At 56.4% G+C, this 16,664-nt stretch carries 16 protein-coding genes; 13 read left to right on the top strand and 3 right to left on the bottom strand.

Translation table 11 applies throughout. The annotated features are described in order from the left end of the window. Positions 1–6 precede the first annotated feature (6 nt). From yceG to F3J28_RS08960, 13 genes are all read left to right on the top strand, one after another. Positions 7–1,029, top strand: coding sequence for a cell division protein YceG (gene yceG, locus F3J28_RS09020; RefSeq protein ID WP_166875155.1), 1,023 nt, complete (start codon positions 7–9; stop codon positions 1,027–1,029). After that, on the top strand, positions 1,019–1,657 hold the full coding sequence (gene tmk, locus F3J28_RS09015; RefSeq protein WP_166875153.1) for a dTMP kinase: 639 nt from the start codon (positions 1,019–1,021) through the stop codon (positions 1,655–1,657). The genes yceG and tmk overlap by 11 nt, the downstream gene beginning before the upstream one ends. Next, positions 1,657–2,664, top strand: coding sequence for a DNA polymerase III subunit delta' (gene holB, locus F3J28_RS09010; RefSeq protein WP_166875150.1), 1,008 nt, complete (start codon positions 1,657–1,659; stop codon positions 2,662–2,664). The genes tmk and holB overlap by 1 nt, the downstream gene beginning before the upstream one ends. Positions 2,665–2,674: 10 nt before the next feature. After that, positions 2,675–3,469, top strand: a complete 795-nt coding sequence (locus F3J28_RS09005) for a metal-dependent hydrolase (RefSeq protein ID WP_166875147.1) — start codon at positions 2,675–2,677, stop codon at positions 3,467–3,469. A 301-nt stretch (positions 3,470–3,770) separates the two neighbouring features. Beyond that, a complete protein-coding gene (gene ptsG / locus F3J28_RS09000; protein ID WP_166875145.1) occupies positions 3,771–5,204 on the top strand; it encodes a PTS glucose transporter subunit IIBC in 1,434 nt (477 codons plus the stop codon). A gap of 332 nt (positions 5,205–5,536) precedes the next feature. Next, on the top strand, positions 5,537–5,893 hold the full coding sequence (hinT, locus tag F3J28_RS08995; protein WP_008453457.1) for a purine nucleoside phosphoramidase: 357 nt from the start codon (positions 5,537–5,539) through the stop codon (positions 5,891–5,893). A 4-nt stretch (positions 5,894–5,897) separates the two neighbouring features. After that, entirely contained in the window at positions 5,898–6,281 is a 384-nt protein-coding gene (locus tag F3J28_RS08990) for a YcfL family putative periplasmic lipoprotein (protein WP_008453455.1), read from the top strand. Continuing rightward, positions 6,278–6,919, top strand: a complete 642-nt coding sequence (gene lpoB, locus F3J28_RS08985) for a penicillin-binding protein activator LpoB (RefSeq protein WP_166875143.1) — start codon at positions 6,278–6,280, stop codon at positions 6,917–6,919. The genes F3J28_RS08990 and lpoB overlap by 4 nt, the downstream gene beginning before the upstream one ends. Next, a complete protein-coding gene (gene thiK, locus F3J28_RS08980; protein WP_166875138.1) occupies positions 6,897–7,757 on the top strand; it encodes a thiamine kinase in 861 nt (286 codons plus the stop codon). The genes lpoB and thiK overlap by 23 nt, the downstream gene beginning before the upstream one ends. Then, positions 7,745–8,767, top strand: a complete 1,023-nt coding sequence (gene nagZ, locus F3J28_RS08975) for a beta-N-acetylhexosaminidase (protein WP_008453449.1) — start codon at positions 7,745–7,747, stop codon at positions 8,765–8,767. The genes thiK and nagZ overlap by 13 nt, the downstream gene beginning before the upstream one ends. A 21-nt stretch (positions 8,768–8,788) precedes the next feature. Then, a complete protein-coding gene (ycfP, locus tag F3J28_RS08970; RefSeq protein ID WP_166875135.1) occupies positions 8,789–9,331 on the top strand; it encodes an alpha/beta hydrolase YcfP in 543 nt (180 codons plus the stop codon). A 402-nt stretch (positions 9,332–9,733) separates the two neighbouring features. Further along, a complete protein-coding gene (locus tag F3J28_RS08965; RefSeq protein ID WP_008453443.1) occupies positions 9,734–11,038 on the top strand; it encodes an NAD(P)/FAD-dependent oxidoreductase in 1,305 nt (434 codons plus the stop codon). 212 nt (positions 11,039–11,250) lie between these two features. Then, positions 11,251–11,787 (top strand): glycine zipper 2TM domain-containing protein, encoded by a 537-nt coding sequence (locus F3J28_RS08960; protein WP_008453441.1) that lies wholly within the window; start codon positions 11,251–11,253, stop codon positions 11,785–11,787. Between the two features lie 47 nt (positions 11,788–11,834). Here F3J28_RS08960 and F3J28_RS08955 read toward each other — a convergent pair whose 3' ends face one another. The 3 genes from F3J28_RS08955 to iucD all read right to left on the bottom strand — a co-directional run bounded on the left by F3J28_RS08955 (position 11,835) and on the right by iucD (position 16,664). After that, complete coding sequence (locus F3J28_RS08955; protein WP_166875132.1) at positions 11,835–12,854, bottom strand: Gfo/Idh/MocA family oxidoreductase; 1,020 nt, start codon at positions 12,852–12,854, stop codon at positions 11,835–11,837. Positions 12,855–12,984: 130 nt separating this feature from the next. Then, positions 12,985–15,186 carry a ferric aerobactin receptor IutA gene (gene iutA, locus F3J28_RS08950; protein WP_166875129.1) on the bottom strand — a complete coding sequence of 734 codons (2,202 nt, stop codon included), beginning with the start codon at positions 15,184–15,186 and terminating at the stop codon, positions 12,985–12,987. A gap of 122 nt (positions 15,187–15,308) precedes the next feature. Then, positions 15,309–16,664: an NADPH-dependent L-lysine N(6)-monooxygenase gene (gene iucD, locus F3J28_RS08945; RefSeq protein WP_166875126.1), complete on the bottom strand. Its 1,356-nt coding sequence runs from the start codon at positions 16,662–16,664 to the stop codon at positions 15,309–15,311.

The raw sequence follows: 16,664 nt of genomic DNA, 5'->3' as shown, positions 1-16,664 counted from the left end.
TTACCGATGAAAAAAATGTTTCGTTTCTTTCTGGTTTTGCTGATTGTGCTTGGCATCGCCGCCGGTGCAGGCATGTGGAAGGTCCGCCAGCTGGCAAAAGCGCCGTTGCCGATCAAACAGGAAACCATTTTCACCCTGAAGCAGGGCACCGGACGTTTAGCTCTGGGCACTCAGCTTTATGAAGAGAAACTGATTACACGCCCGCGTGTTTTCCAGTGGCTGCTGCGCGTCGAGCCGGAGCTGGCCAAATTTAAGGCTGGCACATACCGCCTCACGCCAGGGATGACGGTCACCGATATGCTCCGCCTGCTGGCCAGTGGGAAAGAGGCGCAGTTCCCGCTGCGTTTTGTGGAAGGTATGCGCCTGAGCGATTTACTCGAGCAGCTGCGAGATGCCCCATACATCCAGCACACGCTAAAAGACGACAGCTATGCGACCGTGGCTGAGACGCTGAAATTTGAGCACCCTGAATGGGTCGAGGGCTGGTTCTACCCGGACACCTGGATGTACACCGCCCACACCACGGATGTTGCTTTGCTTAAGCGCGTGCATCAAAAAATGGTTAAAGCCGTGGCGCAGGCCTGGGAAAGCAAAGTTGATGGCTTGCCCTATAAAACCGAAAACGACCTGGTGACCATGGCCTCGATCATCGAGAAAGAGACCGCGGTCGCGGCCGAGCGTGACCAGGTGGCCTCGGTGTTTATTAACCGCCTGCGTATTGGCATGCGCCTGCAAACCGACCCCACCGTTATCTACGGGATGGGCGACAGCTATAATGGTAAGCTAACGCGCAAAGATCTCGAGACTCCCACGCCGTATAACACCTATATGATTAGCGGCCTGCCGCCGGGCCCGATTGCGGTGCCGAGCGAAGCGTCTCTGCAAGCGGCGGCGCGCCCGGCAAAAACGCCGTATCTCTATTTTGTTGCTGACGGTAAGGGTGGCCATACCTTTAGCACCAACCTCGCCAGCCATAACAAGGCGGTGCAGGTCTATATCAAAGCTCTTAAGGATAAAAATGGACAGTAAATTTATCGTCATTGAAGGCCTGGAAGGCGCCGGGAAAACCAACGCCCATAACGTGGTCGTGGCGACCTTAAAAGAGCTGGGTATCAGCGAGCTGACCTTCACGCGTGAACCCGGTGGCACGCCGCTTGCCGAGCGCCTGCGTGAGTTAACGCTCAACAATGCCGGGATCGGTGATGAGAAGGTGACCGATAAAGCCGAAGTGCTGATGTTCTACGCGGCGCGCATCCAACTGGTAGAAACGGTGATCAAACCGGCCCTGGCGCGTGGTAGCTGGGTCATCGGCGATCGCCACGATCTCTCCACCCAGGCCTATCAGGGCGGCGGGCGTCAGATTGACCAGCAGTTATTGATGGCGCTGCGCAACACCGTGCTGGGCGATTTTTATCCTGACCTGACGATTTATCTCGACGTGACGCCTGAAGTGGGGCTGACCCGCGCCCGCGCCCGGGGTGAACTTGACCGCATTGAGCAGGAATCTGTCGACTTCTTTAACCGCACACGTGCGCGTTATCTGGAACTGGCAGGTCGCGACAGCCGCATTAAAACCATCGACGCAACGCAGCCGCTGGATGACGTCTCGCTGGCCGTGCGTGAAGCCGTGCTGACCTGGTTCCGGGAGCAGCAATAGTGAAATGGTATCCGTGGCTTCGCGGCGCGTTTGAGCAGCTTATCGGCCAGTATCAGGCCGGGCGTGGGCATCATGCGCTGCTGGTTCACGCGCTGCCGGGCCTTGGGGACGACGCGTTAATCTACGCCCTGTGCCGCTGGCTGATGTGCCAAAGCCCGGAAGGTAATAAAAGCTGCGGCCATTGCCATAGCTGCCAGCTGATGCAGGCGGGTACGCACCCTGACAGTTACTCCCTTGAAGTAGAAAAAGGCAAATCCAGCCTCGGGATTGATGCCGTGCGTGACATCACCGAGAAGCTTTATGGCCATGCCCAGCAGGGCGGGGCGAAAGTCGTCTGGCTGAAAGATGCCGATCTGCTGACCGAGGCCGCGGCGAACGCGTTGCTGAAAACGCTGGAAGAGCCGCCAGGAAATACCTGGTTCTTTCTGAGCAGCCGCGAACCCGCGCATCTGCCCGCAACGCTGCGCAGCCGTTGCCTTTATTGGCACCTTGCGCCCCCGGATGAGCGTTTTGCTCTGGCATGGCTGGGCCGCGAGACAACGGCCTCTGCGGAAGAGCTTCAGGCCTCGCTGCGGCTTAGCTCCGGGGCTCCTGCCGCCGCGCTGGCGCTTTTGCAGCCCGAACAGTGGAAGGCCCGACAGCAGCTTTGCGAGAAGCTCACTCAGGCTGGGGAAGCGAACAACTTGCTGGCGCTTTTGCCGGCATTAAACCATGAGGACGCTGCCCGCCGCGTCCACTGGCTTTGCGCGCTGCTGGTTGATGCCCTCAAGTGGCAGCAGGGGGCAGGGGCGTGGCTCACCAACGCGGATATGCAGCCGCTGGTGGCAAGCCTCGGCGGACGTTATTCCCCGGCCGTGCTGCAAAGCCTGCTTCACCACTGGTTTACCTGCCGCGATGCCTTGCTTAACGTGGTAGGTGTTAACCGTGAGCTCCTGCTCACGGAAAGTCTTCTTACGTGGGAGCGTCTGGCTCAGCCCGGCGCACTGCTTCACTCACATCATCTCTAAGAGTATTACTATGTTTCTGGTCGACTCACACTGCCATCTCGATGGCCTGGATTATCAATCCCTGCACAAAAACGTTGATGACGTTCTGGAAAAAGCGGCCGCCAGGGACGTGAAGTTTTGCCTGGCTGTGGCGACTACCCTTGACGGTTATCGGGGAATGCGTGAGCTGGTCGGGGAGCGTAACAACGTGGCCTTCTCATGTGGCGTACATCCGCTGAACCAGGACGAAGAGTACGACGTTGAAGAGCTGCGCCGCCTGGCCGCCGAACCTGGCGTTATCGCAATGGGGGAAACCGGGCTGGATTACTTCTATACGCCGGAAACAAAACCGCGTCAGCAGGAATCTTTCCGGAATCATATCCGTATTGGCCGAGAGCTGAACAAGCCGGTGATCGTCCACACCCGTGATGCCCGCGCCGATACGCTGAGCATTCTGCAGGAAGAAAAAGTGACAGAGTGCGGCGGGGTACTACACTGTTTCACGGAAGACAGAGAAACTGCGGGTAAACTGCTTGATATGGGATTTTATATCTCTTTTTCCGGGATAGTGACCTTCCGGAATGCCGAGCAGCTGCGTGACGCCGCGCGTTATGTCCCGCTGGACAGAATGCTGGTGGAAACGGACTCCCCGTATCTTGCACCAGTGCCACATCGCGGGAAAGAAAACCAGCCTGCTATGACGCGTGATGTTGCCGAATATATGGCCGTACTGAAGGGCGTTTCGCTGGAAGAACTGGCTGTTGCCACCACGCAGAACTTTGCTGATTTGTTCCACGTCCCCTTATCCCGCCTGCAATCTCTCTGAAATTCATAGTTATTTTAAAGCTCGTAATTAATAGCCTAAGCGAGTAAAGTGCACCGCCATAAAATGAGCGGTGCACGCTCGTTTTGAACCATTTGTAAGCGTGTTATGTAAATTAATGAAAGTTTTTCGCGCGATCGGCTGAGAAACGTGATAGCCGTCAAACAAAGTTTTCGTTATTTATTTTACTCTGCGTAATAAATAAAAGGACACTTAGATGTCCTGTTTATGAACCGGTTCTCCCCCCGGTTCGATGCGTAAATGCGTACAAAAAAAGCACAAATACTCAGGAGCACTCTCTATTATGTTTAAGAATGCATTTGCTAACCTGCAAAAGGTGGGTAAATCGCTGATGCTGCCAGTCTCCGTACTGCCTATCGCAGGTATCCTGCTGGGCGTCGGGTCTGCAAACTTCAGCTGGCTGCCGGTCGTTGTCTCTCACGTTATGGCGGAAGCGGGCGGTTCAGTCTTCGCCAACATGCCGCTTATCTTCGCTATCGGTGTGGCACTGGGCTTCACTAACAACGATGGCGTATCTGCCCTGGCGTCGGTTGTTGCCTATGGCATCATGGTGAAAACCATGGCCGTGGTCGCGCCTCTGGTCCTGCACCTGCCTGCGGAAGAAATTGCAGCTAAACACCTGGCGGATACCGGCGTGCTTGGCGGTATTATCTCCGGTGCAATTGCGGCATACATGTTCAACCGTTTCTACCGCATCAAGCTGCCTGAGTATCTGGGCTTCTTCGCCGGTAAACGCTTTGTACCGATTATCTCCGGTCTGGCGGCTATCTTCACCGGCGTAGTGCTGTCCTTCATCTGGCCACCAATCGGTACGGCTATCCAGACCTTCTCTCAGTGGGCAGCATACCAGAACCCGGTTGTTGCCTTCGGTATCTATGGCTTCATCGAGCGCTGCCTGGTACCGTTTGGTCTGCACCATATCTGGAACGTTCCATTCCAGATGCAAATCGGTGAATACACCAACGCTGCGGGCCAGGTGTTCCACGGCGACATCCCTCGCTACATGGCAGGTGACCCAACTGCGGGCAAACTGTCCGGTGGCTTCCTGTTCAAAATGTACGGCCTGCCGGCTGCGGCCATTGCTATCTGGCACTCTGCTAAACCAGAGAACCGTGCAAAAGTGGGCGGGATCATGATCTCCGCAGCGCTGACTTCGTTCCTGACCGGGATCACCGAGCCAATCGAATTCTCCTTCATGTTCGTGGCCCCGATTCTGTACGTGATTCACGCGATTCTGGCGGGTCTGGCATTCCCTATCTGTATCCTGCTGGGTATGCGTGACGGGACGTCCTTCTCTCACGGTCTGATTGACTTCATCGTGCTGAGCGGTAACAGCAGCAAACTGTGGCTGTTCCCAATTGTCGGTATCTGCTACGCGATCGTGTACTACACCATCTTCCGCGTACTGATTAAGGCACTGGATCTGAAAACCCCGGGTCGTGAAGACGCCACCGCAGAAACCACCGCTGGCGTAACCAGCGAAATGGCACCTGCTCTGGTTAGCGCTTTCGGCGGGAAAGAAAACATCACTAACCTCGACGCTTGTATCACCCGTCTGCGCGTTAGCGTGGCCGACGTGGCTAAAGTTGACCAGGCTGGCCTGAAAAAACTGGGTGCAGCAGGTGTGGTTGTCGCAGGTTCCGGCGTTCAGGCTATTTTCGGCACCAAGTCCGATAACCTGAAAACCGAAATGGATGAGTGGATCCGTAACAACTAAGTTTGTTCGGGGAGCGATAAGGGAGGCGAAAGCCTCCCTTTTTTGTTGCAGACAAAGAGGGGAAAAAGCGTGGTTTTTCCCTCTTTGTGGTTATCAGCCGAAAATCAACGCATTGATTTTCCGGTTTTTCGACGCGTCGTCTGGTATTTCTTCTCTCGACGGCGGTTTATCAGAAGTCTAAAGGGAGGCGAAAGCCTCCTTTTTTGTTACTGAAAAAAGACGAATTTGTTTTAAAGGCCAGCACTTAACGAAAGAAAAGCGCGCAGAAGGTTGAGTCAAGTGAGCGCCTCGCTCATACTCCCAACACCGTTTTCTCATTCAAGGAACAGCTCATGGCCGAAGAAACTATTTTCAGTAAAATTATTCGTCGTGAAATTCCGGCGGATGTGGTTTACCAGGACGAACTGGTCACCGCGTTTCGTGATATTTCCCCTCAGGCACCCACCCACATCCTCATCATTCCAAACGTGCTTATCCCAACGGCCAATGACGTTAAAGCTGAACACGAGCTTGCGCTGGGGCGGATGATGACCGTTGCAGCTAAAATTGCAGAACAGGAAGGGATTGCCGCTGACGGCTACCGCCTGATCATGAACTGCAACCGACACGGTGGGCAAGAGGTGTACCATATTCACATGCACCTGCTGGGTGGCCGTCCGCTTGGCCCAATGCTGGCGCATAAGGACTGATCCTATGTCGCGCTTTTCCCTGAGTCTGTTAGCGCTGCTGCTGGTGGCGGGCTGTAGCTCTAGCCCCGCCATTCCGGTGAACAACGACCAAACCCTGGTCATGGAATCTGCGGTGCTGGCGGCCGGGATTAGCGCGGAAAAACCGGATATCTCTCAGCAGAACGGTGCCACAGTGGCCGAATCATCGCTGTATAATGAGCAGCATAAGCCGGTCACGCTGTATTACCGTTTCTACTGGTACGACAAAAAAGGGCTGGAAATCCATCCGCTTGAACAAGTGCGTACCGTTACCCTCCCGGGGCAGTCTTCGCAGCGTATTGAATCAACCGCAGCCTGGCCGGGAGCCAAAAAAGTACGTCTTTCTCTCTCTGTAAGGAGCGAATTTTGATTAGGGGACTTCATCGTTATCTGGCCGTCACTGCGGTGGCGCTGATCCTGACCGGGTGTATTAATCGCGGTGAACAGCCTGCCCCGGTAGAAGAAGTTAAACCTGGCGTAGAGCAGCCTGCTCAGCCGGAGCCTACCGTGCCAACGGTACCGACCGTGCCGACGCAGCCTGGCCCTGTGGAACAACCAGAGCCTACTATTCCGCCTCAGCCTAAGGTTCGCACCTATGACTGGAACAGTGCCATGCAGCCGATGGTCAGCAAAATGCTGCAGGCGGATGGCGTGACGCCGGGTAGCGTGTTGCTGGTGGACAGCGTCAACAACCGCACCAATGGCAGCCTGCAAACCAGCAGCGCGACTGAAGCCTTGCGCGGCGCGCTGGCCAACAACAACAAGTTCACGCTGGTTTCTGCGCAGCAGCTCTCGATGGCTAAGCAGCAGCTTGGGCTTTCCCCGCAGGACAGCTTAGGTACGCGAAGCAAAGCGATTGGCATTGCGCGCAACACCGGCGCCCAGTACGTGCTTTACACCAACGCCAGCGGCAACGTGAACACGCCCACGCTGAAAATGCAGCTGATGTTGGTGCAAACCGGCGAAATCATCTGGTCGGGTAGCGGTGCTGTTCAGCAAACCAACTAAAGCATCGCTCGATGCGGCAGTGACTCGATACCTTCCGGCGGCTCAGGCCGCCGGTTGTGTTTCTGCGCTCGAGGGACTGAGCGGCACAAGCTACCGCGTAGAGACAGAAGCCGGCAGCTTTACGGCAAGAAAGCTGCCCGAACAGCGTTTGCCGGGGATTTCCCTTCGGCGTCATCATCGCGCGCTCAGACAGTTGCCCGTCGGCATCGCGCCCGAGCCCTGGTGTCTGGCGGAAAGCTGGCTGTTCACCCGCTGGCTTGACGGCGAGGTTTTGCCGAACCTGGCCCCGCTCACTGAATTAACGGGCTTATTGTATTATCTTCACCGGCAGAAACCGTTCGGCTGGCGTATAAGCCTGGTTCCGCTGCTTGAGTTTTACTGGCAGGAAAGCGACCCAAACAGGCGAACCCTGACCTGGCTGCGTGAATTAAAGCGCCTGAAGCGGCGTCAGGAGCCCAGGCCTCTGCGGCTGGCCCCTCTGCATATGGATGTTCACGCGGGAAATCTGGTGCGGCAACCGGGCAATCGCCTGGGGCTTATTGACTGGGAATACGCCGGAGATGGTGATATTGCGCTAGAGCTGGCCGCCGTGCTGGCGGCAAACACCGTCGACAGTAAAGCGCTGCTGGAGTTGTATGCAGCCCAGGCTTCACTCAGCCTCGACGTCCTCAATCGCCAGGTTGCGCGCTGGCGGCCGTGGATAGCATTACTTATGGCATCCTGGTATGAATGCCGCTGGCGGCAAACCGGGGAGCAACATTTTATTACGCTGGCAGACGACGCGTGGCGCGCGCTGCGGGCGAGCAAACATCAGGAGAGAGTATTGTGGGCCCAGTAATGTTGGATGTGGCCGGCTTCGAGCTGGATGCGGAAGAGCGTGAAATTTTGCAGCACCCGCTGGTGGGCGGTTTGATTCTTTTTACCCGCAACTACCACGACCCGGAGCAGCTTCGTGAACTGGTGCGCCAGATCCGTGAAGCTTCGCACCATCGTCTGGTTGTTGCCGTCGATCAGGAAGGCGGTCGCGTGCAGCGCTTCCGCGAAGGGTTTACCCGTCTGCCTGCGGCACAATCTTTTGCGGCACTCCGCGGCCTGGAAGAGGGCGGCAAGCTGGCGGCTGAGGCAGGCTGGCTGATGGCGAGCGAAATGATCGCCATGGATATCGACATCAGCTTTGCGCCTGTGCTGGATATCGGGCACATCAGTGCGGCCATTGGGGAACGTTCTTACCATGAAGACCCGGCCAAAGCGCTGGCAATGGCCACGCGTTTTATCGACGGGATGCATGCCGCGGGCATGAAAACCACCGGTAAACACTTCCCTGGCCACGGGGCGGTCACCGCCGATTCGCACAAAGAAACTCCGCACGACCCGCGCCCGAAGGCGGAAATTCGCGAGCACGACATGCGCATTTTTGCCTCACTGATTCGCGAGAATAAGCTGGATGCCATCATGCCTGCCCACGTTATCTATGATGAAGTAGATCCGCGTCCGGCTAGCGGCTCTGAGTATTGGCTAAAAACGGTCCTGCGCGGCGAACTGGGCTTTAATGGTGTGATTTTCTCCGATGATTTGTCGATGGAAGGCGCGGCTATCATGGGCAGCTATGCCGAACGCGGTCAGGCATCGCTGGACGCTGGTTGCGATATGATCCTCGTCTGCAATAATCGTAAAGGGGCGGTGAGCGTGCTTGATAACCTGTCGCCGGTCAAAGCAGAACGTGTTACAGGTTTGTATCATAAAGGGTCATTTACCCGCGATGAGCTGCGTTCATCCGACCGCTGGAAACAGGTGAACCAGCAGCTGGAAGCGCTGCACGAGCAGTGGCAGGCGCATAAGGCGGGCTAATATTCAGGTAATGAGGATGCGATGATTATCTATTTGCACGGTTTTGACTCAAACAGTCCCGGAAACCATGAAAAAGTGCTGCAGCTTCAGTTTATCGATCCCGACGTGCGGCTGATCAGCTACAGCACGCTGCATCCGAAGCACGACATGCAGCATCTGCTGAAGGAAGTCGACAAGATGCAGCAGCTTACCGACGACGAACGCCCCTTAATTTGCGGCGTGGGTCTCGGCGGGTTCTGGGCGGAGCGCATTGGTTTTCTCTGCGATATGCGGCAGGTTATTTTTAACCCGAACCTTTACCCTCATGAAAACATGGAAGGGAAGATCGACAGGCCGGAAGAGTACTCGGATATCACCACCAAGTGCGTGCCAAACTTCCGTGAGAAGAACCGCGATCGCTGCCTGGCTATTCTCTCGCGCAACGACGAAGCGCTGGACAACCGGCGCACGGCTGAAGCGCTGCATCACTACTATGAAATCGTCTGGGACGAGCAGCAAACCCACAAATTCAAAAATATCTCCCGGCATTTGCAACGCATTAAAGCCTTTAAAACCCTGGGCTAAATTTTCCCGTCATACTTCAAGCCGCAGGTGTGTTGGCTGCACCTGCTATTCGGCTCATCCATGAGCCTCACCCTAAAGGGCCGCTGCGAGCAGCGTTCAAATCTATTCCCGACAGATTTGTCACCCCAGTCACATAGTTAGCTATGCTCCTGGGGTTTCTCAGCTTTGCCGCCGTCCTGCAACTCGAATTATTTAGGGAAAATGTCATGGTCAGCCTCGCGCTGGCCTTTTTGTTTATCTTTTCGGCATAAAAATTGATGTACATCAATTTTGGTATGACCAATGCACCCTTCATGTTATTCTCGATAAAGTTTAGCGTTAAACGTGCAGTAACCCTTTGTTAATTAAAGGTTATTTAGATAACTTTTAATTAACAATTGGTTAATATTTTAGGGGGTCAAGTTGACTACACCATTGAAAAAAATAGTGATTGTTGGCGGCGGCGCTGGTGGTCTGGAGCTGGCGACTCAGTTGGGTAAAAAACTGGGGCGTGGCAAAAAAGCCAAAATTACGCTCGTCGACCGTAACCACAGCCACCTGTGGAAACCGCTGCTGCATGAAGTGGCTACCGGTTCGCTGGATGAAGGCGTGGATGCGCTGAGCTACCTGGCCCACGCGCGCAATCATCATTTCCAGTTCCAGCTGGGTTCCGTGGTGGATATCAACCGCGAAAGCAAAACGCTGACCATCGCCGAACTGCGCGATGAAAAGGGCGAGCTGCTGGTGCCTGAGCGTAAGCTGCCATACGACACGCTGGTGATGGCGCTGGGGAGCACCTCCAACGACTTCAACACCCCTGGCGTGAAAGAGAACTGCATCTTCCTCGACAACCCGCATCAGGCGCGTCGTTTCCATTCCGAGATGCTAAACCTGTTCCTGAAATACTCCGCCAACCTCGGCGCAAGCGGCAAGGTTAACATCGCTATCGTTGGTGGTGGCGCGACGGGCGTTGAGCTGTCTGCTGAGCTGCATAACGCCGTTAAGCAGCTGCACAGCTACGGCTACAAAGGGCTGACCAATGAAGCGCTGAACGTCACGCTGGTGGAAGCCGGGGAGCGCATTCTGCCTGCGCTGCCGCCGCGCATTTCTGCCGCCGCGCACAGCGAATTGACCAAGCTTGGCGTTCGCGTGCTGACGCAAACCATGGTGACCAGTGCCGAAGCGCATGGCCTGAACACCAAAGACGGCGAGTTCATCGAAGCGGATCTGATGGTCTGGGCGGCGGGCATCAAAGCGCCAGACTTCATGAAAGATATCGGCGGCCTTGAAACTAACCGCATTAACCAGCTGGTGGTTGAGCCAACGCTGCAGACCACGCGCGACCCGGATATCTATGCTATCGGCGACTGTGCATCCTGTGCTCGCCCGGAGGGCGGTTTCGTGCCTCCTCGCGCTCAGGCCGCGCACCAGATGGCTTCCCGCGCACTGACTAACATCCTTGCGCAGATGAAAGGCCAGCCGCTCAAAGCTTACAGCTATAAAGATCACGGCTCGCTGGTTTCATTGTCCAAATTCTCCACCGTGGGCAGCCTGATGGGTAACCTGATGCGCGGCTCGATGATGGTGGAAGGCCGCATCGCCCGCTTCGTGTACATCTCTCTGTACCGTATGCACCAGATTGCGCTGCACGGTTATTTCAAAACTGGCCTGATGATGCTGGTGGGCAGCATCAACCGCGTGATTCGTCCACGCCTGAAGCTGCACTAAGTTTTATTTCCTTCCGAAACCCGGCCCCCGTGCCGGGTTTTTTATTGCCGGGAAGCAGCATAACATTCGGCATATTCCTGGCAGATTGCTCGGAGTTGTCTTAAACACACGTTTTCACCGCACGATCCCGCACTTTTGATCCGTTGTCTGATTTCTCAATGTTGTCACTGAGGTGCAAAATTAGGTTAACAACAAGGTCAGGAGGATGTCCTGTGAATAAATCAATGTTAGCGGGTATAGGTATTGGCGTGGCCGCTGCGCTGGGCGTGGCTGCGGTAGCCAGTTTGAACGTGTTTGACCGTGGTCCCCAGTATGCACAGGTGGTGTCAGCGACGCCAATCAAGGAAACGGTTAAAACACCGCGTCAGGAGTGCCGCAATGTGGCCGTGACGCACCGCAAACCTGTTCAGGATGAGAACCGTATTTTAGGTTCTGCTCTGGGCGCGGTGGCCGGGGGCGTGCTTGGTCATCAGTTTGGCGGTGGGCGCGGGAAGGATGTTGCCACGGTCGTGGGTGCGCTGGGCGGCGGCTACGCCGGGAACCAGGTGCAGGGCGCGATGCAGGAGGGGGATACCTACACCACCACCCAGCAGCGCTGCAAGACTGTGTATGACAAATCAGAAAAAATGCTCGGCTATGATGTGACCTACAAAATCGGCGATCAGCAGGGCAAAATCCGCATGGATAAAGACCCTGGCACTCAGATCCCGCTGGACAGCAAAGGCCAGCTGGTGCTAAACAAGGCCTGATGTCGAGACTTAAGATACAAACCCGCCCTCTGGCGGGTTTTGTGTTTCTAGTGCTCGCCGCGCAGCGTTTGCTGCAGCGTCAATAAGACCCTGACTTCCTGAATTCTGCGGCGGGTTAAGGCGGGAATGGTCTCAGGAGCCTGCTCAAACAGTGTTTTACCGGCAAAAATGACCTCTCCGAGGCAGCGGTCGTACAGCGGCCCGCTGATATCCCGTTTTACCTCGTCGTCAACGCTCAGGGTTTCATTCACCCCGCGTCTGTCGACGGCAATCACTCTGCCGTCTTTCAGCACGATATTAATACCTTTTTGCCCCCCGGCGGGCCCGGCATATTTGTTCAGCTGCAGCACGCAGGGGATGCCGCCCATTTCCCCGCGCAGCAACGCCTGGCCTTCTGCCGTGGTGACATCGCCGGGCACAATACCGTTGCCGAGCCGGTCTTTGGCAAGCAACAACTCCAGCTCCAGCGCTTCGTCAGCGCCCGCTTGCATAAGCGTTTCGCGCATCATCGCCAGCACATGCGTGCCGATGTCCACGATAACGCCGTCCGGGTGTCGCAGCTCACGAGTATCGGGCTCGCCGGTGGCAAAATTCAGCGCAATGGGCTCTCCGGCGGCATTAAACCCGCTGGGTTCCAGCAGGAATCCTTCGATACGGTCGATATCTTCGAGGCGGTCGATAAAACGTGCCGCATCGGTTCTCACCATCCAGTGATCCAGGGCCAGCACCCGCGCGGCAATGGCCGGATCGCTCAGGAATGATGTGAGTTCGTCCAACTGCTGTAGCGTTGCCGCGACGGGTTTTTCCACCACGACGGGCAGCGAACTTTGCTGTAGCACCTGCTTCAGGATCGGCCAATGCCGGAGCGATGACGTGGTGATAAACACCAGGTCAAGCGGCAGCGCCAGAAGCTGGGTTAGGGAGGGGAGAAGCGTGATGGCATCAGAGCGGTAGCGCGGGGCGGGATCAAACCCATAGCAAACCACATCGCGCCGGGCGAGTCGCTGAATAGCTGGCAGGTAAGCCGTTTCTATTACGCTGCCCACGCCAATAAAGCCAATTTGCATATCGTCTCCGGTCATAAGAGAGGAAAATATCCCTTATTTTTAAAAGACTATTTTGCGCGGGTCGAGGGATAAACTGTTAGGAAGGGTAAGCGTGTGAACTTGCCCGGCAGCTGCCGGGCAGGGAAGAGGCTTAGAACAGCACGGAGTAGTTCATGCCGAAGGTGCGGCCGCGGCCTTTGTAGTCATACAGCGAAGCAGGACCGTAGCCCGGGCTGTAGTACAGTGGCGCACGCTGGCCCCAAACGGTGGTGTAATCACGGTCAAAGACGTTTTCGACGCTAAAGCTGAGTTTACCCACCGGAAGCTCGTAGCTGCCCAGTAAATCAACAGTGGTGTAACCGTCGATGCTGTAGCCTGCCGCGTCGCTCACGTTAAACGACGTTGTGCTCTGCACGCGAAGGCTCCACGGATCCGGCGCCCAGCCAATATAGGCGGTTGCTTTCGACGGGCTGGCGACCTTCACATCATATTTCTGCCAGCTGCCGTTAACTTTGGATTCCGTTTTCAGAACGTTGAAGTTAGCGCCGGTGCTCCAGTTGGTGTCCGGAATAAAGTAGTCCACCGCACCTTCCACGCCGTAAATGCGGCGCTTGTCATCAACGACGCTGATGGTCAGGTCTTTATTCGCCAGCACGCTCTTATCGGACAGCGAGTAGTAGGCGGCAATCTGCGTGCGCAGGCTGTCGCCGGTGTAGCGCCAGCCCAGTTCGTAGGAATCAACCTTCACGCCCTGCAGTTTGCTGGCGCCCACGTTAACGCTGTTGGTCAGCGGCAGGTGGCCGTTCACCGCCGCGCCGTAGGTGCCACGGCCGTAGTATTTACCCGGATCCGGCAACTCTACGCCCTGGGAGAAGTTCAGCCAGGCCTGCTGGCGCTCGGTGATGTGCATCAGCAGGCCGGCGTTGAACAGGAAGTTGTCGTAGTCCGTGGAGCCGCCAGGAATGGCGTCAGCAGATTTTGCCGTGCCGGCCGCAATTTGCTGCTGCTGCGCGTAGCCGATGAAATCATCAATCTTGTTCTCGGTGTACTGGTAACGCACGCCGCCGCTCAGGGTAAAGATCTCGTTGATGTCATAGCTGGACTGCAGGAACGCCGCCATGTTGCTGATGTCATACGCCGGGTAACGTCCGGTGGTATAGATTTTCTGGTTGTTCAGGCCACCAGAGGCACTGGCCTGTGCCAGATCGAAGAACATCTGGTTGGAGGTGAAGCGTTCGTGGTCCGCGTCCAGGCCGTAGGTCAGCTGCCAGCCGTCGAGCGGCTTGCTGTTCAGCGTCAGCTTCGCGCCGTACTGATTAGTATCCTGCTGGGAAGAGGAGAACGCGGTCGCTTTTTTGCTCGCGTTTACCGTCGGGAACGGATAGAACAGCAGCGACTCATCGCGGTAGTAAACCTGGCCCACCAGCTCCTGACCGAGGAAGTCGCTGTTGGAATACTGCATGCTGATCAGGTGGCGCTCTGTGCCCGGAACACGGTCAGAGTTCAGCCCTTTGCTCACGTACGGGCTGCTTGTCCCGCTGATGGCAGAGAAGTTTTTCCCGAGGTTCAGACCGTAGTCGTCGTCGCCCTTACTTTTGTAATACTGGGTAACGAGCTGCAGCTGCTGGTTTTCATCGATATTCAGCGTGCCGGTACCCATCACGTCCAGGCGGTCGGAATACTGTAACCCGGTCTGGGTGTTGTCGAGCAGGGTGGCATCACCGTTGCCGTCAAACCAGCCGCCGAATTTCTGATAGGCCACTGACGCACGGCCAGAAATATGGTCGTTCCCGCCGGAGATGGCGCTGGCGACGCGCTCATCGTGATCTTTGCTGCTGTTAAAGCCGCTCTTGATCCCGGTCTCAAACTCTACCTGTGTATCCTTCTGGCCTTTTTTGGTCACGATATTGATAAGCCCGCCGGTACTGCCGCCGCCGTACAGGGCGGTCGCGCCGGAAATGACCTCAATATGATCGATGTTGAACGGATCGATAGAGTCCAGCTGGCGGCTGTCGGTACGGGAAGAGTTGAGACGCACGCCGTCAACCAGCACGACCAGCGGGCGACCACGGACGTTCATGCCGTAGTTGGTGCGGCTCTGGCTGCTGACGTCGAGGCCGGGGATCAGCTGGGCGAGAGCGTCTTTAAACTCTTTGCCGCCCTGGATCTGCTGCTCCAGTTCGGCTTTCTCGATCACCCAGGTGGTTTGAGCCATCTCGGCGACGGTGCGGTTGCTGCGGTTGGCAGAAACCACCATTGTCTCGTCACTGGTTTGCTGTGCCACTGCCGGCGCCATCATGGCGAGCAGTAACGGATTGAGCGCCCAAAGCGTTTGCTTTTTGGTTATCATCATTGTTCCTTCATACGGGCTGACAAACATCGGCCCAAATATGCTGTGTCCTCGTCATTCTTCAATTTGACGCGGGGTTAACGGTTACCCCCGTCCCGCAGCGGCCTGCGTGCCGGGGGATAAACTCAGTTAGCGCCGGGCTGCATTTCGAATGATTTTGAGGAGTAGTGAGTTAAGGACGCAGCGCTGTGCTGCGGTTTTTCCCGGCTGCCGCTGCGCCATTGGATCAGCGCGGGCGGCGTACTGAGATCGAACAAATCACGCCCCAGCGCGCGATTCAGAATTCTGGCAGAGCGCCATGCCATCAGGCTCAGCTGCGGCTCGGCAATGCCGTGGGTTTGCATGCTGGCATTGACCGCGAAGATGTTATTTCCGGCCGGGCCATTCCACTCCAGCGTAAAGTCGTCGCGCACTTTGAAGTTGCACTCATCCAGCATCGCCATGCGTGACATTAACGGCGAAAGCATTTGCGGCAGCGTAGGGCGGTAGCCGGTGGCGAAAATCACCACGTCGCTGTCCAGCGTGTCATAGCCCTTGTCCAGATGGTGTTCCAGCAGCAGCTGCCAGCCCTGACCACGGCTTTCAAGGCCTGTTACAGAGCGGCTTGGCAGCAGGCGAGCATTGCGCGGCAGCCCGAGCACTTCAAAGCGGTGATACAGCTCGCGGTAGATGGTCAGCAGCGAATCGGCGGTAATGCCGTCGGAGGTCATCTTCTGCTCATCGAGCATTTTCTGCCGGGCGTCTTCATTCAGGCCCACAAAGCCGGTGACGTATTCTGGCGTGAAGTATTCGTTGGCAAACGCGGCTTCATCCAGCGCGTTAAAGTTATTGCGGCGTGAAACCCAGTTCACTTCGGCAACTTCGCCCCAGGCGCCACGGAACGCATTCAGGAACAGGTCGGCGCCGCTTTGCCCGCCGCCAACAACCGTGACGCGTTTCCCGGCCAGATTCGGCAGGCGCAGGCTCATTTCGCTGGCGTGGAAGCAGGTTGGCGTGGCGGTTTTTACGCACGGCGGCAGGTGAGGCTGCTTGCCAATGCCGAGGCAAATGTTGCGCGCCAGCGTTTCCCCCTGGCCGGTTTGCACCACAAACAGTTTGCGCTGCTCGTCGAAATCAACGCGCTCAACCGTCTGGTTAAACTGCAGGTTGTTCATGCCCTCTGCGGCCCAGCGCAGGTAGTCCGAAAACTCATCGCGCGAGACGGTGCGCAGTTCGGTAGTCAGAAAGCGGTAGAATTTTTTACGTTTCACCAGGTAGTTCACAAAGCTGAACGGGCTGGTGGGCGCCACGGCGCTGACCAGGTCTTTCAGGAACATGGTCTGCATATGGCAGTCCGGCACTAACATGCCCGGGTGCCACGCAAAGTCAGGGCGGCTGTCAAAGAACTGGCTGCTAAATCCCTCTGCTTCGTGAGACAGCGCCGCAATGCTCAGGTTAAACGGGCCGATACCTACGCCAATAAAATCAACAGTGTTTGTCAT

Origin of the sequence: Enterobacter sp. Ap-1006, assembly GCF_011752835.1 — a bacterium.
In the GTDB taxonomy this organism is placed as follows: Bacteria; Pseudomonadota; Gammaproteobacteria; order Enterobacterales; family Enterobacteriaceae; genus Cedecea.
Note: the sequence above shows the minus strand (reverse complement) of the source record. Positions and strands in the feature narration are given on the sequence as shown.